The sequence below is a fragment of the Vulcanococcus sp. DEBay_Sum22DG08_74 genome (assembly GCF_017852955.1).
Classification (GTDB): domain Bacteria; phylum Cyanobacteriota; class Cyanobacteriia; order PCC-6307; family Cyanobiaceae; genus Vulcanococcus.
This window is the reverse complement of sequence record NZ_JAFMKL010000025.1, coordinates 1-19,285: the sequence shown is the minus strand read 5'-3', so window position 1 is coordinate 19,285 and position 19,285 is coordinate 1. Positions and strand designations below refer to the sequence as shown.

Genomic DNA, 19,285 nt, shown 5'->3' with positions numbered 1-19,285 from the left:
TTAGCGGTCAACCGAGCCCATGATCACGTCGATCGAGCCCAGGATCGCCATGATGTCGGCCACCTTGGCCCCCTTGAGGATGTGGGGAAGGATCTGCAGGTTGGTGAAGTCGGCCGCGCGGATCTTGAAGCGCCAGGGGGTCACATCGTTGTTGCCCTGCAGGAACACACCGATCTCACCCTTGCCGGATTCCAGGCGGGTGTACAGCTCTCCGTTGGGGATCTTGAACGTGGGCGCCACTTTCTTGGCCACGATCTGATAGTCGAAGCCAGCGAATTCGCTGCCCTTGCCCTCGGCCATGCGGCGGGCTTCCAGGTTTTCGGTCGGGCCGCCCGGGATCATTTCGCAGGCCTGCCTCAGGATTTTGAGGGACTGGCGCATCTCCTCGATGCGCACGCGGTAGCGGGCGAAGCAGTCGCCTTCCTTCTCCCAGGCCACGTTCCAGTCGAAGTCGTCGTAGCACTCGTAGTGGTCGACCTTGCGCAGGTCCCAGGGCACCCCGGAGGCGCGCAGCATTGGGCCCGACAGGCTCCAGTTGATCGCCTGCTCGCGGGTGATCGTGCCGAGACCCTCAATCCGCTTGCGGAAGATCGGGTTGTTGGTGATCAGCTTTTCGTATTCGTCGATCTTGGGGCCGAACCAGTCGCAGAAGTCCAGGCACTTGTCCAGCCAGCCGTAGGGCAGGTCCGCTGCAACACCACCAATGCGGAAGTAGTTGTTGTTGATCAGACGCTGACCGGTGGCTGCTTCCCAGAGGTCGTAGATCATCTCCCGCTCGCGGAAGATGTAGAAGAACGGCGTCTGGGCGCCCACGTCCGCCAGGAAGGGGCCAAGCCAGAGCAGGTGGTTGGCGATGCGGTTGAGCTCAAGCATCAACACGCGGATGTAGCTGGCCCGCTTGGGCACCGGCACGTCGGCCAGGCGCTCCGGGGCGTTGACCACGATCGCCTCGTAGAACATCCCAGCCGCATAGTCCATGCGGCTGACGTAGGGCACGAACATCACGTTCGTGCGGTTCTCGGCAATCTTTTCCATGCCGCGGTGGAGGTAGCCGATGACCGGCTCGCAATCCACCACGTCCTCACCGTCCAGGGTCACCACAAGCCGCAACACCCCGTGCATCGAGGGGTGGTGGGGCCCGAAGTTGACCACCATCGGCTCCGTGCGCGTTTCCAGCTGCGTCATGGGGCCGAGGAAGAGGGCTCGCTGGCGGGATCTTAGGAAGGAAGGGCCCGTTGCTTACACCTCCGCTGGCACAGGCCTTTGATCACGTGCCTGTGCTGGCGGCGCAGGTCTTGGCCAGTTTCACTGCGCTGGAACCCCTTTTGCAGGAGCGGGGCGGTGGCCTGCTGATCGATTGCACCCTCGGTGGGGGCGGCCATAGCGCCCTGTTGCTCGAGGCGCACCCAGGCCTGAAGCTCGTGGGCTTGGACCAGGACCCCACGGCCCTCCAGGCCGCGGCGGAGCGCCTGGAGCCCTTTGGGGACCGGGTCAGCATCGTGGCGACCAACTTTGCGGACTACCAGCCCCAGGAGCCAGCTCTGGCGGTGATGGCGGATCTGGGGGTCAGTAGTCCCCAGTTGGATGTGGCGGAGCGGGGCTTCAGCTTTCGCCAGGACGGTCCCCTGGACATGCGCATGAACCCGCAGGCCGGTGAGACCGCGGCGGAGCTGATCGAGCGCCTGGAGGAGACGGAGCTGGCGGATTTGATCTACGCCTACGGAGAGGAGCGGCTCTCCCGCCGCATCGCCCGCAAGATCAAGCAGCACCTCGCTGAACAGGGGCCCTTCGCCGGCACCGATGCCCTGGCCTACCTGGTGGCGGGTTGCTACGCCCCCAAGGCGCGCCGCGGACGGATCCATCCCGCGACCCGCACCTTCCAGGCCCTGCGCATTGCCGTCAACGATGAACTGGGGGTCCTGGATCGCCTGCTCCAGCAAGCCCCCGACTGGTTAGAGCCCGGCGGCCTGATGGGGGTGATCAGTTTCCACTCCCTTGAGGATCGCCGCGTCAAAACCGCCTTCAGCAGTGATGAGCGGCTGCAACGGGTGACCCGAAAACCAGAAACGGCTGGAGAGGAGGAGCAGAGCTCCAACCCTCGCAGCCGTTCCGCGAAATGGCGCGTCGCTAGGCGGCGCGATCTGAGCTGATCAGTTGTTGCTCATGATCCCGGTGTGGTCCTGGCTGCCGAACAGCTGGCGGTAAGCCGCGGTGCTCACGCAGATCAGCACCGGAGCGAGGACCAGCAGGCCACCGGCGTTGAACAGGTAGGCCACGCCAGCGACGACGCTCTCGACGATCACGAACCAGAGCACGGTCCACCAGCTGGGGTTGACCCCGTCGATGCCGGCCTGCAGGGTCTCCACAGGACGCTTGGTGCCATAGAGGGACATCGGCACCAGGAACTGCTGAGTCACCACCAGCCAGATCTTGAAGATCGCGAAGGCGATCACGGGGATCCAGAACAGCACGGTGTTGACCTTGCCGAGGCCGAAGCCGATGCCCCAGGCGACGGCGCCCACGACGGCGAGCACGATCACCAGCAGCAGGCTGGAGCCGAAGAGGCGGCCGCTGGCATCGCTATCCCAGCGGGTGAAGCTGCTGAAGCTGGGTTTCTGGCCTTCGAGGCTGGTCCAGGCACCGCGGGTCAGCCCCACGGCGGCCCAGAGGGCCACGATGATGTAGCCGATGATTCCGACCACCAGGCCGATCTTGGTGGCGACGGGATGAAGCAGGGCCGGAGCGCCCAGGGCCAGGTGCAGCAGGCCGCTGGTGATCAGGCCGATGAAGGGGGCCATGATCACCAGCACCAGCACCTGGAAGAGCACGAAGGGCCAGGGGGCGCGGCAGAAGGCCTGCCAGCCATCCTCAATCGCTCGCAGGATCGAGAGCTTGTTGGTGCCTGGGGTGGGCAATCCCATCGAAAAAGCAGGTGTTTGGCCGGAAAGTAGCGACCGCGACAGCGCCTGCCTACCAATGTTGAGCTTTTGAAGCGCTAGGCCCGGCGAAGGGTCTTGAGCGTTTCCTCCAGGACGTCCCCCGCCCGCTCCACATCGGCGCCGCTACTCGAGCGCCCCAGGCTGAAGCGCACCGAGGCGGCGGCCTCCAGGCGGCTGCGGCCCAGGGCTTGGAGCACGTGGGAGGGTTCGCCCGCGGCGCAGGCGGAGCCGCTGCTGACCGCCAGGCTGCGGCGCAGGGCTTGATGCAGGGCGGTGCCCTCGACGCCCTCGATGCTGATGTTGAGGTTGTGGGGCAGGCAGGGGGCTTCGGCGCCGTTGCGTTGGATGCCCCCCAGGGCCTGGCAGCGCTGCCAGAGGGCATCCCGCAGCCCGGCGAGCCGCAGGCCCCGCGCCTGGCGATCCGCCTCGGCCAGCTGCACGGCCTTGGCGAGGCCGACGATTAAGGGCACCGGCAGGGTGCCCGCCCGCAGGCCCCGCTCTTGGCTGCCCCCGTGCTGTTGCGGCGCGAGATCGACCCCAGGGGCGATGGCCAGGGCGCCGATGCCTTTGGGGCCATAGAGCTTGTGACCGCTGAAGCTGAGCAGGTCGATGCCGAGCGCGCGCGGCTGCAGGGGCAGATGGCCGACGGCCTGGGCGCCATCGCAGTGGAACAGCACCTGCTGCTGGCGGCAGAGCTGGCCGATGGCCTCGAGCGGTTGGAGAACGCCGATCTCGTTATTGGCGGCCATGACGCTGACGAGCAGTGTCTCCGGGCTCAGGGCGGCCTCGAGCTGCTGCAGGTCGATCAGTCCATTGGCCTGGGGCGCTAGGCAGACCAGCTCAAAGCCATGCCCCGCCAGATACCGCATCGGATCGAGCACGGCCCGGTGCTCGGTCGCCAGGCAGATCAGGCGCCGGCGGGTGCCGCCGCGACGTAACTCCGCCTCCGCCACCCCCTTGATCGCCAGGTTGTTGGCTTCGCTGGCACCGCTGCAGAAGATCAGCTCTTCAGCCGTCAGACCCAGGGCGCCGGCGATGGCGGTCCTGGACTGCTGGACCACCGCAGCGGCGGTCAGCCCGGGTCGATGCAGGCGGCTGGCGGGGTTGGCGAACGCGTCGCTCCACCAGGGCGCCATCGCTTCCACCACCGCCGGATCGCAGGGGGTGGTGGATTGATAGTCGAGATAGGTGACGCCGGAGGCCATGGACGCCCATGCTGGCAACCATGCTGCCGAACTCGGGCGCCATGGGCCGTCGCATTGCACTGCTGTCGTTGCTGCTGGGCGCCGCCGCCGCTGCAGGGCTGGGCGCCCAGGCCCAGGAGGTGCGCGATGGCGTTTTCTTCAAGCCCTCGGAGCAGCGCCCGGCCGATCTGGTGGTGCTGCGTGAATGGGGAACGATCGAGGGGGTGCACCTGATTGGGGTGCACGGCGTGAAGCCCGATCCCAATGACCCCACGGCGCGAACCATCGTCGTCTGGGTGGAATCCCCGACTGGGGTGGAGCTGGCCGTGGACAACCTGCGCTGCAGTGCCAATGCGCCGATGCGTCTGACCAAGCGCCGCAACGAACTCTTGATCAAGGAGCTCAACCCCGGCGGCCAGGTCACCGAGGCCAACCGCTTGGATCACAAGATCTGGTGGGCCGCCTGTTTCCCCGAGCAGGCCGGCAAGGATCCCGCCACCCTCACGGCCCTGGCCAAGCAGTTGGGCTACTCCGGCCAGCTGATCGAGCAGCAGCAGGTCCTGCCTGGAAACCCTCGATAGATTGCGGCGATGAGCCTCGAACCTGATACCCAACAAGACGTCACGCCAGCGGCACCAGCCCGTTTGCTGTTGGTGGATGACGAACCGGGGTTGCGCACGGCCGTGCAGGCCTACCTCGAAGACGAGGGCTTTGTCGTCACGACAGCCGTCGATGGAGAGGACGGTTGGGCCAAGGCCCAGGAGCTGCTGCCCGATGTGGTGATCAGCGACGTGATGATGCCCCGCCTGGATGGCTACGGCCTGCTGCGCAAGCTGCGGGAGGACGAGCGCCTGGGCGGCACCCCCGTCATTTTCTTGACGGCCAAGGGCATGACGGCCGATCGCATCGAGGGCTTCCAGGCCGGCTGCGACGACTACATCCCCAAGCCGTTTGACCCCGACGAGCTGGTGGCGCGGGTGCACAACGTGGTCAAGCGCCAGGAGCGCCTGTTGACCGAGGCCGCCCGCTTCGCCGATGCCGACATCGGTCAGATGGCCAAGCAGATCACCGAGATCCGCTCCCTGCTGGCCACCGGTGGCAGCAAGCAGCCCACCGCGGCGGTCAAGCACGAGTTCACCCCCCGGGAGGCCTCGGTGCTGCAGCTGGTGGCGGAGGGAATGATGAACAAGGAGATCGCCCGGCGTCTGGAGACCTCGATTCGCAACGTCGAGAAGTACGTCAGCCGGCTGTTCACCAAGACCGGCACCGCCAGCCGCACGGAGCTGGTGCGCTACGCCCTCGAAAACGGCCTGGTTGAGTAGGGCCTGGCTGCCGGCGGCCCTCAACCGCGGTCACCGCTACCGGGACCGGGTCCAGGCGGCCGCCCAGAGCACGGTTGGCTATTACGCCGAGCGCTATGGCCATTCCGATCCGTCGGTGTGGAGGGAGCGCCTGGCCGCCGGTGAGATCTGGTGCAACGGCCAGCAGCTCCGGGCCGATGCAGCGTTGGCAGCCGGGGATCAGCTGATCTGGCATCGGCCCCCCTGGGAGGAGGCCGCCGTGCCGGTGCTGAGTCAGCGCGCGGTCGTCTTCGATGACGGTGATCTGCTGGTGCTGAACAAACCCAGTGGCCTGCCGGTGTTGCCCGCCGGTGGATTCCTGGAGCACACCCTGCTGACGCAGCTCCAGGCCTGGGCGCCCGAGGCTCGGCCCGTGCATCGCCTGGGGCGATTCACTTCGGGCCTGCTGGTCTGCGCGCGGCAGCGCGAGACCCGGGCGCAGCTCAGTGCCCAGCTGCGGGAGAGCACCGCAGCATCAGCCGTCAGCCGGGGCTGCCGGAAGGTCTACCGCGCCCTGACCGAGCCCTTGGCGGCCGACTGGCGCTGCGGCGAGAGCCGAGCGATCACGGTTCCCATTGGCCGGCGGCCCCATGCGCTGCTGGGGCAGTTGTGGTGCGCGGCCCTCCCGGGCGATCCCTCAGCCCTGGAGTCCCGTAGTGCCTTGACCCTGCTCGAGCGCCGGCCGGAGGGCTGTTTGGTGGAGGTGGAGATTGCGACGGGCCGGCCCCACCAGATCCGGATTCACACCGCCGCCTTGGGCGCTCCACTGCTGGGGGATCCCCTGTATCTGCCGGGCGGCGCGGCGCGCCCTGAGGTGCTGCCCGGAGCCGGTGGCTACCAGCTGCATGCCCATCGCCTGCGTTTGGAGCCGAGGGGTTTGGCGCTGGAGGCGCCCCTGCCCTCAGGCCTTCTCGAAGGCCAGCAGCCGTGAGAAGTAGAAGGGGGCTTTGTTCAGGCTGCGGCGCTTGAGCACGAAGCCCGCCGCTTCAGCGGCCTGGACAATTCCCTTCTCGCGCAGGGTGTAGGCGCGGGTGGTTTTGCTGGGCCCAGGGAAGAGCTGACCGATCTTCTTGAGCACCGCCAACACCGGTGTGTAGGGGGCAAAGCTGACGATCAGGTGCTTCTCAGCCATGGAGGCGAGGTGGCGCACCATGTCCTCGGCGGGTTCCTGGGGGTAGTGGATGAAGACATCCAGGCAGACCACGGTGTCGTAGCTGCCGCTCAGGCTCTCCAGGTCGGAGGCCAGGTAGCTGACGCGCCCTGGGGCGATGCCGGCTTCATTGGCCCGGCGTTCGGCTTCCTGGACCATGGCCCCCGAGAGGTCGGAGGCGGCAATCGAGCCGGCGCCCAGCTGCGCCAGCGGCAAGGTCAGGCTGCCGACGCCACAGCCGGCATCACAGAAGCTGCGGCCGCCCAGATTCCCCTGCTCCTGGAGCCAGGCCAGCACGTTGTCGACGGTCTTCTGGTGGCCGATGCGGATGTTCCGCTGCACCTTGTTGACGTCACTGGACTCGCTGTAGATGCGGTTCCAGCGATCGAAACCGGTGGTTTCGAAGTAGCCCTTCACCTCTTGCTTCTCGGCCTGCTTCTCGGCGGCCTTGTCGTTGAGGAGCTGATCGGCGGGCATTCGGCGCAGGGGGGAGGTGGGGCGGATCCTATTCAGGCGGCCCGGCTCCAGCGCAGCTCAGCACTGGTCCCGCTCCAGCGCAGGGTTTCGCCGAGGGGCAGGCCCTGCAGTTGCTCCCGCACGCGGGTTGGCGCACCCAGCAGGCGCCGGGGCAGGACGGTGGCCGCGGCGATGGCGCGATCGGCATCGCCACTCCAACGGGCCAGGCGCCTGACCGCCTCGAGCAGGGGCAGGGTGACCCCGGCCAAGGTGCCGTCTTCGAGCCGGCAGCTCCCCTGTTCGACGATCAGGGTGCGCTCATCCCAGCGATGCAGCCCGTCGGCCAGGCCATAGGGAGCGAGGGCATCGCTCACCAGCACGACCTGCTCGGGTGCCAGCCGCTGCAGCAGGACCGCCATGGTCGGATCCACATGGACGCCATCGGCGATTAAGCCCAGGGCCACGTCCCCGCGTCGGACGGCGGCGCCAATCGGTCCAGGACTGCGGTGCTGCAGTCCTGCCATCGCATTGAAACTGTGGGTGAGCATCCCCACCCCCTGCTCGAAGGCATGGGAGGCCTGCTCCGCCGTGGCCTCGCTGTGCCCGAGGCTGACCACAATCCCTCGGCTGCGCAGGGCGGCGATCACCGCATCGGCACCCGGTAATTCCGGCGCCAGGGTCACCAGGGCGATGTCCTCTTCGAAGCCGCCGATGCGGGCCTCGAGGGCCTCCAGGCTGGGGGTTGCGAGGTGCTCGGCCGGGTGGGCACCGCGTTTGCCATGGGCGAGAAAGGGGCCCTCCAGGTGTGCCCCCAGCAGCCGGCAGCGGCCGCGTTGGTGCTCTGCGCGCGCGTCCCTCAGCACCCCCAGGGCTTGGCGCAGGGGGGCGACCCCGCAGGTGACCAGCGTGGGACTGATGGCCTCCACCCCATCGCGCCAGAGCAGCTCGAGCAGCTCCAGCAATTTGGGCAGGTCACCCGGCACCAGCTCGGGAAAGGCCAGTCCGAGGCCACCGTTGATTTGCAGATCGATGCCGGCGGGACTGAGCCAGTCGCCAGACCAGTTCTCACCGGCGGCGGCGCTTCCCTGGGGCAGCGGCTGGATGGCGGCGATCTGCTCCTGGGCGAGGCCAATGCGCCAGAGCCCCGGCTCTCCAGGCAGGCGAACGTGGCTCAGCCAGCGCATTCGATGCGAGAACGGAACCATGTCATCCTCGCTGCGAACGCTGAAACGTGCCGATGTCTGACGCTGCGCTGGTGGCCGTGGTGATGGGGAGCGACTCTGATCTGCCCACCATGCAGCCCGCCGTGGAGATGCTCAACCGCCTCGGGGTGCCCGTGGAGGTCCGCGTGCTCTCGGCGCACCGCACGCCCATGGAGATGGTGGAGTTCGCCCAAGCCGCCGCCGGCCGCGGTTTCAAGGTGATCATCGCCGGGGCTGGCGGGGCGGCTCACCTGCCCGGGATGGTGGCGTCCCTGACGGTCTTGCCGGTGATCGGCGTTCCGGTCCAGACCCGGGCCCTCTCCGGGGTGGATTCCCTGCATTCGATCGTGCAGATGCCCGCTGGTATTCCCGTGGCCACCGTGGCGATCGGCAACGGGGCGAACGCTGGCCTGCTCGCCGCGCAAATTTTGGCGACGGCCGATGGGGCCCTCTCCGCTCGCCTGGCGGAGTACCGCCAGTCCCTCCACGATCAGGTGGTGGCCAAGGACGCCCGCTTGCTGGAGCTGGGCAGTGCCGCTTACTTGGCACAGATGTGATCGGTTGGGGCGGTGTTGTTGGGGTGACCCATGCTTGAGCGTCTGGTTCTGCCGCCCTGGTTGCGCCTGAGCCTGGCGCTGCCGCTGTTGGCCTTGAACCTGTGGGTTCTGCGGCAACTGCTTCTGCCGCTGGCCCCCTTCCCCGCCCTGTTCGTCGGGGCTGCGCTGATTGCGTTCCTGCTGGATCTCCCCACCCGTTGGTTGGCTCGCCGTGGCCTCCCCCGGGGTTTGGCGGTGTTGCTGGTGGTCGGCCTGTCCCTGACCCTGTTGGTCTTGGCTGCCCTCTGGTTGGTGCCCCGCCTGATTGAGCAGCTGGGTGAGCTGATCAATTCCCTGCCCTCTTGGTTGGTGGAGGCGGAGGGCGTGCTGGATCGCCTGGAGGTCTGGGCTGCCGATCGGGGATTGCCGACGGAATTCACGGACCTCAGCAGCACCCTGTTCGCCCGGGCCAGTCAGCTGGCCAGCCAGCTCAGCCAACGGGCCCTCGGGATCCTGGGGGCCACCGTCGGCCTGACGGTCAACGTGGTGATCGTGGCGGTCCTGGCCCTGTTCCTGTTGCTGGGCGGCGACCCGATCGTGGCGGGCTTGGCCCGCTGGCTTCCCGAGGGAACGCGGGCGTTGGTCACCGGCACCTTGAACCGCACCTTCCGGGGCTACTTCGCCGGGCAGGTGCTGCTGGCCTTGATCCTCAGCGCCCTGCAGATCGTGGTGTTCACCCTGCTGGGGATTCCCTATGGGGTGCTGTTCGCGGTGGCGATCGGCTTCACCACCCTGGTGCCCTATGCCAGCGCCCTGACGATTGTCTTGGTGAGTGTGCTGCTGGCCTTGGATGACCCCCGCACCGGCATCGAGGTGCTGGTGGCGGCCATCAGCGTCGGTCAGGTGGTGGATCAGGTGATCCAGCCCCGCTTGATGGGCAGCATCGTTGGTCTGCAGCCCGCTTGGCTCCTGGTCTCCCTGCCCGTTGGCGCCCGCGTGGGCAGCTTGATGGGCTTCGGCGACCTGCTGGGCCTGTTGCTGGCGGTTCCGGTCGCCAGCTGCTTGAAAACCTTTTTGGATGCCTGGGGGCAGCAGCCTGCCCCCGACGTGATCACTGGGGAATGACGCCCGCTTCCCGCAGGTGGTTGATCACCAGCTCCACGCAGGCCTCGAGGCTCTGGCTACCGGTGTCCACCCGCAGTTCGGGCTTTTCAGGGGCCTCGTAGGGGCTGGAGATGCCGGTGAATTCCTTGATTTCACCGGCGCGGGCTTTGGCGTAGAGCCCCTTGGTGTCGCGCTCTTCGCAAACGCTCAGATCCGCGGCGCAGTGGATCTCGACAAAGTCGCCGTTCTCCACCAGGGAGCGGGCGCGGTCGCGGTCGGCCTTGAAGGGGGAGACAAAGGCCGTCAGCACCACCACGCCGGCGTCCAGGAACAGCTTGCTGACCTCGCCAATCCGGCGAATGTTCTCCTCGCGATCGGCATCGGAGAAGCCCAGGTCCTTGCAGAGCCCGTGGCGGATGTTGTCGCCGTCCAGCACGTAGCAGGCCAGGCCGCGCTCAAACAGCGCCTGGTTGACCGCGTTGGCGAGGGTGCTCTTGCCGGAACCACTCAGGCCGGTGAACCAGAGGATGGCGCTGCGATGGCCGCGCTGCTCAGCCCGGGCGGCGCGATCCACCGATGCGTGGTGCCAGGCGATGTTGGTGGAGGCGCCCTTGTTGGTGAGCTCTCCGTAGGTGGGAGATGCGGTCATGGCGGGCCTTGGAGCAATGTCGGGCCATTGTCGCCGCCGACCGCTCCGGCTCAGCCGCCCGCTTGCTTGGGCCGGTAGCCCGCTTTCTCTAGGGCCGCCAGGGCGGCGCTCACCTGGTCTCCCTGCAGTTCGATCACTCCATCCTTCACCGTCCCGCCCGTTCCGGCGGCGGCCTTGAGCTGTTTCAGCAGGGCCTTGAGATCGCTTTCGGCGGCTTCGATGCCAGTGATGGCCGTCACCATCTTTCCGCCCTTGCCGGCCTTGGTGCGCTGCACCCGCACGCGCTGTTGGGCCTTGGCCGTCGATTCCGCAGGGGCACTGCTGGCCCGTTGCAGGCTTTCAGGCCGTGTGAATTCTTGCCAGCCTCCCTTCGGCATCGCTTTGGATGTGTCTTGGTTCCAGTTCAGCGCAACGGAGGTCCGCGATGGATTTGCCGGCCGTTCAGGTGGAGGTCTGCCGTCCTGGCCCGAGTGGCGCTGCCTTGTCCACCTCCGTGAGCGGCAGTGATCCCTGCACTGCAGGGGGTCAGCGCATCCGCATCGATCAGCCCGCCGGCTGGCCAGTCCTGCCGCCCCCGCCAGTTCCTAACCTTGACTGACTCCGCGCGCACCTGGTGACCAGCACCGTTCCTTCGATGACGTCGGCATTGGCGCTGGAGTCACGGCCCAACAGCCTGGGTCGCTACGGCCAATTTGGCGGTCAGTACGTTCCCGAGACCCTGATCCCCGCCCTGGCGGAACTGGAGCGGGCCGCTGCAGAAGCCTGGAAGGATCCCGCGTTCACGGAGCGGCTCAATCACCTGCTGCGCAACTACGTCGGCCGGCCGAACCCCCTCTACGAAGCGGAACGGCTGAGCGAGCACTACCGCCGCGCCGAGGGCGGCCCGCGCATTTGGTTGAAGCGCGAAGACCTCAATCACACCGGCGCCCACAAGATCAACAACGCCCTGGGCCAGGCACTCCTGGCCCTGCGGATGGGCAAAAAGCGGATCATTGCCGAAACCGGTGCGGGCCAGCACGGTGTGGCCACCGCCACGGTCTGTGCGCGCTTTGGCCTCGAGTGCGTCGTCTACATGGGCGCCGAGGACATGCGCCGTCAGGCCCTGAACGTCTTCCGGATGCGTCTGCTGGGGGCAACGGTTCAGCCCGTCACCGCTGGCACCGCCACCTTGAAGGACGCCACCAGTGAGGCGATCCGCGATTGGGTCACCAACGTCGAGACGACCCACTACATCTTGGGTTCCGTCGCCGGCCCCCATCCCTTCCCGATGCTGGTGCGCGATTTCCATGCCGTGATCGGCGAGGAGACCAAGCGTCAGTGCCATGAGGCCTTTGGCCGCAACCCCGATGTCCTGGTGGCCTGTGTTGGTGGGGGCTCCAATGCCATGGGTCTGTTCCACCCCTTTGTCCAGGACACCGACGTTCGCTTGATCGGCGTGGAAGCGGCCGGCGATGGCGTTCCCACCGGTCGCCATGCCGCCACCATTACCGAGGGTCGCGTAGGCGTGTTGCACGGGGCGATGAGCCTGCTGCTCCAGGACGAGGAGGGGCAGGTGCAGGAGGCGCACTCCATCAGTGCCGGCCTGGATTACCCCGGTGTGGGCCCTGAGCACAGCTATCTCAAGACCATCGGCCGGGCCGAGTACGGCGCCGTCACGGATGCGGAGGCCCTCGATGCCCTCCAGCTGCTGTGCCAGCTGGAGGGCATCATCCCGGCCTTGGAGACCGCCCACGCCTTTGCTTGGCTCGACAAGCTCTGCCCCACCCTGGCCCCAGGGACCGAGGTGGTGCTCAACCTCTCCGGCCGCGGCGACAAGGACGTCAACACGGTTGCCGACCGCCTGGGCAGCGCCCTCAGCTGAGCAGCCGATCGAGGTAACCCGCGACGCTCTCCACCGCTGAACGAGCGGTGGAGTAGGCCATGCGCATGGGGCCGATCAGGGCGACGTGGCCGTCGTTGCCGTAGCTGGCTTGCACCACTGCGCAGTCCTGCAGGGCGGGATGGGGGTGCTCTGAGCCAATCCAGACCCCGCCCCTGCCGCTGGCGGCCTCGCTGCGCAGAACCTGTTGGGGCTCCAGCTCCACAAGTTGCAGCAGCGGTTTCAGGCTGGAGCTGCGTTGGAATTCCGGTTGGCCAAGCAGTCCCGCCACCCCGAGGCTGACGGCGCCTTCGCTGCTGTTGCCCCGGGCCAGGTTGTGGCTGCTGAGGCCCTGCCGCAGCAATTCGCCGCTGCTTCCCAGTTGGCTGGGGAGCGCCTTCCAGTTCAGGCGACCAGTACCCCCCTGGAGTTGATCGCTGGCCCAGCGCTCCAGGGCTGGCACCTGGGCACCCAGTTCCTCGGGCATCCGCAGGTTGAGACAACTGGCGGCGGCCCCCTTTTCCACGAGCAGCACCAGTAACCGGTCGTCGCTTGGGACCAGCCGGACCGTCTCGAGGCGTCCCCCCATCTCCTGGGGCCGGGTGATCAGGCTCATCAGGCCCGTGAGGTCGGCCAGGCGGCGGGCGAGCTGCAGCAGCAGGTCATCCAAGGCGGCCCATTGCAGGCTCAACCCCGTGAGCTCACGGTTGAGTTGATTGGCGGCGGCACCGGGGGCGGGCAGGAGGCAGTCCACGTAGTGGCGATACCCCAGTTGGCTCGGAACGCGGCCGGCGGAGGTGTGCGGTTGGGTGAGCAGGCCCCGCTGCTCCAGGGCTCCCATGGCGGAGCGCACCGTGGCGGGGCTGGCCTGGAGGTCGAAGCGCCGCACCAGGGTTTGGCTGCCCACGGGCTCCGTGGTGTCGACGTAGTGCTGCACCGTCGCCTGAAGCACCTGCTGTTGCCGTCGGGGCAGGGGCTGCAAAACGGTGCACTGATGCCGCTTTGCGGATGCTACGGGGCCTAAACGCTGGCGCGGGCTGAATGCAGGAAAAAGCGGCGGTAGTCCGGGTCCTGATCGAGCAAATCCAGGAAGCGATCCCGGTCGAGCCGCAGCAGCAGTCCGTCTCCCCGCGCCCGCACGGTGACGGCCCGGGGGTGGTCCTCGATCAGGCCTGCGTCGCCGAAGAAGTCCCCCTCCTCCACCAGCCCCTGTTTGATCGGAGTCCCGCCCCAGAGATCGTTCTGCAGCACCTCCAAGGTGCCGGCCACCACCACATAGAAGGCGTCCGGGGCGTCCCCTTCGCGGAAGACCTCCTCGCCATGGCGGATCCGATCGCTGACGAATTCCGAGGCCAGCCAACGCAGCAGCTTGGGATCGACGCCGTGGAACAAGGGGATGGTGGCCAGGCGCTCGGGCGTGATCCGGACCCGTTGCCCCAGCTCCAGGTTGAAGCCGCTCATCTGCCGGTGCCAGAAGGAGGCATAGAGCCCGCCAGCCGCCAACAGATCGTTGTGGTGGCCGAGCTCCACCACCTGGCCTTGATCGATCACGGCGATCTGGTCCATGGCCGCAGCGGCCCGCAGCCTGTGCAGCACGGAGACCACCGTGCGGCCCTCGCTCAAGCGACGCAGTGTGGTGTTGATTGCTTCTTCGGTGCTGGGATCGAGGGCGCTGGTGGCTTCATCCAGCAGCAGCAGCTGGGGGTTGCGCACGATCGCCCGGGCAATGGCGATCCGTTGTTTCTGGCCACCGGAGAGGCGACCGCCACCGGAGCCGACCGGGGTCTGGAGGCCGTTGGGTAGGGACTGAATCAGTTCCCCGAGCTCGGCGGCTAGGGCTGCATCGAGGACCTCCTGATCGGACGCATCGAGCCGGCCCAGGCGGATGTTGTCCGCGATCGAGAGATCGAACAGGACGGTCTCCTGGGGGACCAACGCCACCTGCTCAAGCCAGGCGCCCCGGTCGGTGGTGCTCAGGGGCACGCCATCGACCCGCAGGCCACCGCGCTGGGGCTCGATTTGCCGCAGCAGCAGTCGAAGCACGGTGCTTTTCCCGCCGCCGCTGGGGCCCACCAGGGCAAGGGAGCTGTTGGCGGGGATCGTCAGGTTGAGTCCGTCCAGGCCGCCACCACCCGGGTAGCGGAACTGCACCTGCTCGATCCTCAGCTCCTGCCGCAAGGCCGGGGGGCTGGGTTCAATCCCTCGGGCCAGCGCCGGCCGTTGCTCGGAGCGCTTGGCGGCGGGCAGCTGCTGCTCCAGCAGGTTCAGGGCCGTCGTGGCGGCCTGGAGTGGCAGCAGGGAGGCGCCCAGCTGCCACATGCCGCTGACCATGGCCGTGGCGATCCCCAGGGCGGAGACCAGCTGGCCCACCGTGAGTTGCCTTTGCAGCACCAACCAGGTGCCCAGGGCAAAGACGCTCACCAGCGTGAGCATGGCGGAAGCGGTCAGGGCGGCCTGTTGCAGGCCCGACATCGCTCCGACCCGCTGGGCCCAGCGCATCAGGTCCCGGTTGCGACGGTTGAATTCCGAGCGGGTGGTGCTGCGCAAACCGAACAGGTCCACCAACTCCCGGCTGCGCAGCCGTTCGCCGGCGTAGCTCAGCAGCCGTCCGGCCTGCTCGACCCGCGCTTCTTCCCGCCGGGCCAGGGCCGGGGTGAAGGCCACCTGGCTCACGAGCAGCAGCGGCGTGAGCACCACGGCGACCAGGGCGAGCCGCCAATCGCTGGTGAACAGCAGCAGCACCCCAAGCAAGAGCTGCGCCACCGTCCAGGTGAAGAGGGGGAGCTGGCTGACGACCGCGTTCTCCAGGGTGGGAATCTGCAGCGCTAGCAAGCCCTGCTCCCCCCCTTCGGCGCGGCCATCGGTGGGGTTCGGTTGCTCCAGCAGATGGCCGAAGAGCCGCTGGCGAAAGCTCGTGCCCAGTTGGCTACCGAGGGCGGCAAACAACTTGATCGAGAAGCCGTTGCAGACCACCGCCAGCAGGAGCCAGGCGCAGGGCAGCAGCACCAGCACCGCCACCGGTGGCCCGCCGCTGGGGTTGCCAATCACCTGGTCGATCACCAGCTGCAGCAGCACCGGGATGCCCACCATCAGCAGCGGATCGGGCAACACCGTGAGGATCGCCAGGACCGCCTTCAGCCGTTGATTGCCGAAGTAGCGCCACAGTCGTAGGGGCAGCAGCAGCGGAAACATCGGCCGGCTCATCCAGCCAACCGATAGCAATCACAGCCGCGTTTGACCGCCTGGCCGCCTCAGTACCGCGGCACCATTGGGTCGGCTGAGACGCTCCAGGCATCGATTCCGCCCTGCAGGTTCAGCACCTGGTCGTAGCCCTGGGCTTCCATCAGCCAACAGGCGAATTGCCAGCTGCGGATCCCGGCGTGACAGAGCACGACCACGGGTTGATCCCGGTTGATCAAGCTCGAGATCTGCTCAATCCAGGTCTCCGATTGACTCAGGGGGAGATGGATCACCGGTTGCTGCAGCCGAGCCAGGTCCAATTCCATGGCCTCGCGCACATCCACCAGCTGCAACGCCTCACCGGCGTCGAGCCGACGCTTCAGTTCTGTGGCGCTGATGCTTGCGGGACTGGGCATCACGGAACCCTACCGGCGGTCACGGGGGTGCCAAAGATCGCCTTGATGCATAAAGATGAGGCCAATCCTGTAAGCGACGCATGAAGGCCCGCCCCTTCTTGGCGGCACTGCTGGCGGTGGCGTTGGCGATGCTGAGCTTTGGCTTGGCGGGTTGGTGGCTGCTCCTGCAGCGCAGTCCCCTTGCGTTGCAACACCAGGCCCTCTCCATGCCGCTGGCTGCGCGCTTTGTTCCGCGGACGGCGCCCCTGAGCCTGCACTGGTTGGTGGGCCCGGATGAGCCGGCTGCCTACGCCCGGGCCGTTGCTCCCCCCCGTCAGCGCCGTCAGGCCGCGGCGGCCGCTGACCGACTGCGGGACGGGGCCTTTGCCGCTGCGGGCCTGGACTACGCCTCGGAGCTCTCCCCCTGGCTGGGGGATGAAAGCAGCTTTGCCCTCTTGACCCCCCCTGGAAGTGGGGAGGCACCCGGTTGGGTGCTGGCGCTGCGCAGCCGCGACAACGAAGGGGCCCGCCGTTTCCTGCAGCGCTTCTGGCAGACCCGAAGCCTGGCTGGGACCGATCTGCAGATCACCAGCTACCGCGGCATGGGGCTGATCAGCGGTCGCGGCGCCCTCTTGGGCCAGGACCCGCAACCCCTGGCGACGGCCCTGATCAACGACGATTTGGTGCTGATTGCCTCGGGTCGGGGCGTGCTCGAGCAAGCGCTCGATGTCTCCCAAATCGATGAACTGAACCAGGCCGCCAGTGCGCCTCTGCAAAAGGCCCTGCAGCGACTTGGAGAGGGGGTGGCGCTGCTGACGGCCCGCCCCGAGGCCATGGAGCAGTGGCTCGGCTTGCCCGTTGGGGATGAGTCGGCGGCGGTGGAATTGGTGCTGGCCTTGGCCCCCCAGGGGTCGGGGCTTCAGGTGGATGGCCTGGCCCAGTTGCGCGATGCGCTCCCCAGCCTGGGTCCGGTCAACACGGAGCTGTTGCGCCAGGTGCAGGTCGCTGCCGACAGCCTTGCCTTCTTGACCAATCCCGCTGAGCTCCTCGCCGCCGAGGACGCCAATGTTTGGAGCAGCCTGCTTGGCCCGTCCCTGACCCAGGCCCTCAAGCGGGATCAAGGTCCCCTGCCGGCCCTGGTGGCCGCGGCGGATTCGGGGCCCTTGCTTTGGGCCCATCAGAGCGAAGGCTGGTTGCTGGGCACCCGCGGGGATCGTCCGTCGGCCGAGACCCTGCAGCCGGCCCTTGAGGCCGATGGATACAGCGCCTCCCCGCTGGAGAGCCGCGGGCAAACCCTTCAGGCCTGGACGCGCCTCGAGTCCAAGCCGGTCAAGGGCAATCCCGACCAGCTCCAGGCCCAGCTCGCAGGCGCCCGCTCCAGCCAAGGTGGTTTCGCCTGGTGGGGCCAAGGCCTGGCGATCCTCAACCAGCAGTACGAAGGCCGTCGTGCACCCCAGGAGCGCCTCGATCAGCTGGAGCTCTTGGGCTCACCCCAGGCCCCCTTCCAGTGGTCGATGGACGCCCAGGCTGCCCAGGGTCTGCTCAGTCGCTGGAAGCTCTGGCGCTTGGTGGGCACGCTCTCCAGCTCCTCCCTGACCCCCAGGGTGGACGGGGTGGCCTTGAGCCTGGAGCCTGATGCCCCCGACCAACGCAGCTTGAGGCTGCGGGGGCTGCTGCAACTGCACGCCTGACCATGGCCAGCCGCAAGCTTGAGTTGCTGTTGGTGCGCCACGGCATCGCTGAAGAGCGCAGTGAGGGCGTCGATGACGCCCAGCGCAGCCTCACGCCGGAGGGGCGTGAGCGCACCACTCAGCAGCTGGAGCGCCTGCTGGAGTTGGAGTTGGACTGTGATCTGGTGCTCAGCAGTCCGCTGGTGCGGGCCCGCCAGACCGCTGAATTGATCGTGAGCGCAGGGCTGGCGCCAGAACTGGAGTTGGCGGCGGCCTTGGCTCCCCTGGCGGACCCCCTGCCCCTGCTCGAGCGCTGGCTCGGCCCCCTCTCCCCGCGGCCCGGTTGGAAGCGCCTGGCCTTGGTGGGCCATGAGCCGGACCTGAGCACCTTGGCGGCGCTGTTGATTGGTGTGCCGATGGCCCGAGCCCCCCAGGCGATCCGGCTCAAGAAAGCCGGTGCCTTGCTGCTGCAGTGGCCGATCGCCCCAGGCGCTGACTTGCTCGGATCGGCCCGCCTGGAGATGGTCCTGCCGCCGCGGGTACTGCTCGGTCGGCGACAGTCCCGCAGCGAGGGCGGGCCTTAGGTTGCGGTTGACGCAACCCCGATTCCATGGCTGAGGAGGCAACCCCAACGGCAGCGACTCCGGCGTATCGCCCGGGTCTGGAAGGGGTGCCGGCCACGCAGTCGGCGGTGTGCGACATCGATGGACAAAAGGGGCTGCTGACCTACCGCGGCTACCGGGTGGATCAGCTGGCCCAGCAGAGCACCTTCCTGGAGACCGCCTATCTGCTGATCTGGGGTGAGCTCCCCGACGCTGAGCAGCTGGCGGCGTTTGAGCAGGAGGTGCAGATGCACCGCCGGGTGAGCTTCCGCATCCGGGACATGATGAAGTGCTTCCCGGCCAGCGGCCATCCGATGGACGCCCTGCAGAGCAGTGCGGCCTCCCTGGGTCTCTTTTATTCCCGCCGCGCCCTCGACAACCCTGAATACATCTATTCAGCGGTGGTGCGCCTGATCGCCAAGATCCCGACGATGGTGGCGGCGTTTCAGCTGATTCGCAAAGGGCAGGACCCGATTCAGCCCAGGGATGACCTGCCCTATGCGGCCAACTTCCTGTACATGCTCACCGAGCGTGAACCGGATCCCCTGGCGGCGCGCATCTTTGATGCCTGCTTGATCCTGCACGCCGAGCACAGCCTGAACGCCAGCACCTTCAGCGCGCGGGTGACGGCCAGCACCTTGACCGATCCCTACGCCGTGGTGGCCTCGGCTGTGGGGACCCTGGCGGGCCCCCTCCATGGCGGCGCGAATGAAGACGTCTTGGCGATGCTGGAAACCATCGGCTCGGCTGATCAGGTGAGGCCCTGGCTGGATCAGGCCATTGCCGAGAAGCGCAAGATCATGGGCTTCGGCCACCGCGAGTACAAGGTCAAGGACCCCCGGGCGGTGATCCTGCAGAAACTGGCGGAAGAGCTCTTCGATCAGTTCGGCCACGACCCCCTCTACGACCTGGCCCGCGAGTTGGAAGCCGCGGCAGCCGAGCGCCTGGGTCCGAAGGGGATCTACCCGAACGTCGACTTCTATTCCGGTTTGGTCTACCGAAAACTGGGCATTCCCCAGG

General features: G+C 67.5%; 20 protein-coding genes. 10 read left to right on the top strand and 10 right to left on the bottom strand.

Annotated features, from left to right (window positions below):
* Positions 1-1,185 carry an NAD(P)H-quinone oxidoreductase subunit H gene (locus QZ184_RS04835; RefSeq protein WP_010313409.1) on the bottom strand — a complete coding sequence of 395 codons (1,185 nt, stop codon included), beginning with the start codon at positions 1,183-1,185 and terminating at the stop codon, positions 1-3.
* Positions 1,186-1,250: 65 nt separating this feature from the next.
* On the opposite strand from QZ184_RS04835, the gene rsmH reads away from it, so the two are divergent.
* Positions 1,251-2,150 carry a 16S rRNA (cytosine(1402)-N(4))-methyltransferase RsmH gene (gene rsmH, locus QZ184_RS04830; RefSeq protein ID WP_363159556.1) on the top strand — a complete coding sequence of 300 codons (900 nt, stop codon included), beginning with the start codon at positions 1,251-1,253 and terminating at the stop codon, positions 2,148-2,150.
* Here rsmH and QZ184_RS04825 read toward each other — a convergent pair whose 3' ends face one another.
* Together QZ184_RS04825 and QZ184_RS04820 are read right to left on the bottom strand one after the other, a co-directional pair.
* Positions 2,151-2,921 carry a hypothetical protein gene (locus QZ184_RS04825; RefSeq protein WP_296416188.1) on the bottom strand — a complete coding sequence of 257 codons (771 nt, stop codon included), beginning with the start codon at positions 2,919-2,921 and terminating at the stop codon, positions 2,151-2,153.
* Positions 2,922-2,995: 74 nt separating this feature from the next.
* Positions 2,996-4,144: a cysteine desulfurase family protein gene (locus tag QZ184_RS04820; protein ID WP_296418411.1), complete on the bottom strand. Its 1,149-nt coding sequence runs from the start codon at positions 4,142-4,144 to the stop codon at positions 2,996-2,998.
* A gap of 20 nt (positions 4,145-4,164) precedes the next feature.
* Between QZ184_RS04820 and QZ184_RS04815 the strand changes: the two genes are divergently transcribed.
* Genes QZ184_RS04815 through QZ184_RS04805 form a run of 3 tightly spaced genes read left to right on the top strand, consistent with a single transcriptional unit; the run spans position 4,165 to position 6,394 of the window.
* Positions 4,165-4,704 (top strand): hypothetical protein, encoded by a 540-nt coding sequence (locus tag QZ184_RS04815; protein ID WP_043705165.1) that lies wholly within the window; start codon positions 4,165-4,167, stop codon positions 4,702-4,704.
* Positions 4,705-4,713: 9 nt separating this feature from the next.
* The gene (locus tag QZ184_RS04810) at positions 4,714-5,445 is read left to right on the top strand and encodes a response regulator transcription factor (RefSeq protein ID WP_247476856.1); all 732 of its coding nucleotides are present in this window, start codon (positions 4,714-4,716) and stop codon (positions 5,443-5,445) included.
* The gene (locus QZ184_RS04805) at positions 5,438-6,394 is read left to right on the top strand and encodes an RluA family pseudouridine synthase (RefSeq protein WP_296418409.1); all 957 of its coding nucleotides are present in this window, start codon (positions 5,438-5,440) and stop codon (positions 6,392-6,394) included. Before QZ184_RS04810 ends, QZ184_RS04805 begins: the two co-directional genes overlap by 8 nt.
* Here the strand turns inward: QZ184_RS04805 and bchM are convergent.
* Both bchM and QZ184_RS04795 read right to left on the bottom strand, forming a co-directional pair.
* On the bottom strand, positions 6,365-7,090 hold the full coding sequence (gene bchM / locus QZ184_RS04800; RefSeq protein WP_247476860.1) for a magnesium protoporphyrin IX methyltransferase: 726 nt from the start codon (positions 7,088-7,090) through the stop codon (positions 6,365-6,367). The genes QZ184_RS04805 and bchM overlap by 30 nt on opposite strands.
* Positions 7,091-7,122: 32 nt before the next feature.
* Positions 7,123-8,253: an N-acetylglucosamine-6-phosphate deacetylase gene (locus QZ184_RS04795; RefSeq protein ID WP_296418407.1), complete on the bottom strand. Its 1,131-nt coding sequence runs from the start codon at positions 8,251-8,253 to the stop codon at positions 7,123-7,125.
* Positions 8,254-8,306: 53 nt separating this feature from the next.
* On the opposite strand from QZ184_RS04795, the gene purE reads away from it, so the two are divergent.
* Both purE and QZ184_RS04785 read left to right on the top strand, forming a co-directional pair.
* The gene (gene purE / locus QZ184_RS04790; protein ID WP_010313389.1) at positions 8,307-8,828 is read left to right on the top strand and encodes a 5-(carboxyamino)imidazole ribonucleotide mutase; all 522 of its coding nucleotides are present in this window, start codon (positions 8,307-8,309) and stop codon (positions 8,826-8,828) included.
* Positions 8,829-8,858: 30 nt separating this feature from the next.
* A complete protein-coding gene (locus QZ184_RS04785) occupies positions 8,859-9,932 on the top strand; it encodes an AI-2E family transporter (RefSeq protein ID WP_247476864.1) in 1,074 nt (357 codons plus the stop codon).
* Here QZ184_RS04785 and cysC read toward each other — a convergent pair.
* Positions 9,919-10,560, bottom strand: a complete 642-nt coding sequence (gene cysC, locus QZ184_RS04780) for an adenylyl-sulfate kinase (RefSeq protein WP_247476865.1) — start codon at positions 10,558-10,560, stop codon at positions 9,919-9,921. The genes QZ184_RS04785 and cysC overlap by 14 nt on opposite strands.
* Before the next feature lie 50 nt (positions 10,561-10,610).
* Positions 10,611-10,937: a translation initiation factor gene (locus tag QZ184_RS04775; RefSeq protein WP_296416193.1), complete on the bottom strand. Its 327-nt coding sequence runs from the start codon at positions 10,935-10,937 to the stop codon at positions 10,611-10,613.
* Positions 10,938-11,173: 236 nt separating this feature from the next.
* On the opposite strand from QZ184_RS04775, the gene trpB reads away from it, so the two are divergent.
* Entirely contained in the window at positions 11,174-12,421 is a 1,248-nt protein-coding gene (trpB, locus tag QZ184_RS04770) for a tryptophan synthase subunit beta (RefSeq protein ID WP_296416194.1), read from the top strand.
* Here trpB and QZ184_RS04765 read toward each other — a convergent pair.
* From QZ184_RS04765 to QZ184_RS04755, 3 genes are read right to left on the bottom strand one after another with little or no spacing between them, the layout of a single operon-like run.
* Entirely contained in the window at positions 12,414-13,400 is a 987-nt protein-coding gene (locus QZ184_RS04765; RefSeq protein ID WP_296416195.1) for an HrcA family transcriptional regulator, read from the bottom strand. The two genes, trpB and QZ184_RS04765, sit on opposite strands and share 8 nt — an antisense overlap.
* A gap of 38 nt (positions 13,401-13,438) precedes the next feature.
* Positions 13,439-15,610, bottom strand: coding sequence for an ABC transporter transmembrane domain-containing protein (locus QZ184_RS04760; protein WP_296418406.1), 2,172 nt, complete (start codon positions 15,608-15,610; stop codon positions 13,439-13,441).
* 59 nt (positions 15,611-15,669) lie between these two features.
* Entirely contained in the window at positions 15,670-16,014 is a 345-nt protein-coding gene (locus QZ184_RS04755; RefSeq protein ID WP_296418404.1) for a rhodanese-like domain-containing protein, read from the bottom strand.
* Between the two features lie 80 nt (positions 16,015-16,094).
* Here QZ184_RS04755 and QZ184_RS04750 point away from each other — a divergent pair, with 80 nt between their 5' ends.
* The 3 genes from QZ184_RS04750 to QZ184_RS04740 form a co-directional block, all read left to right on the top strand.
* The gene (locus tag QZ184_RS04750) at positions 16,095-17,684 is read left to right on the top strand and encodes a DUF3352 domain-containing protein (protein ID WP_296418402.1); all 1,590 of its coding nucleotides are present in this window, start codon (positions 16,095-16,097) and stop codon (positions 17,682-17,684) included.
* Between the two features lie 2 nt (positions 17,685-17,686).
* Positions 17,687-18,247: a phosphohistidine phosphatase SixA gene (sixA, locus tag QZ184_RS04745; protein ID WP_296416199.1), complete on the top strand. Its 561-nt coding sequence runs from the start codon at positions 17,687-17,689 to the stop codon at positions 18,245-18,247.
* 26 nt (positions 18,248-18,273) lie between these two features.
* Positions 18,274-19,285: citrate synthase (locus QZ184_RS04740; RefSeq protein WP_296418400.1), on the top strand; the 1,012-nt coding region annotated here is incomplete at its 3' end.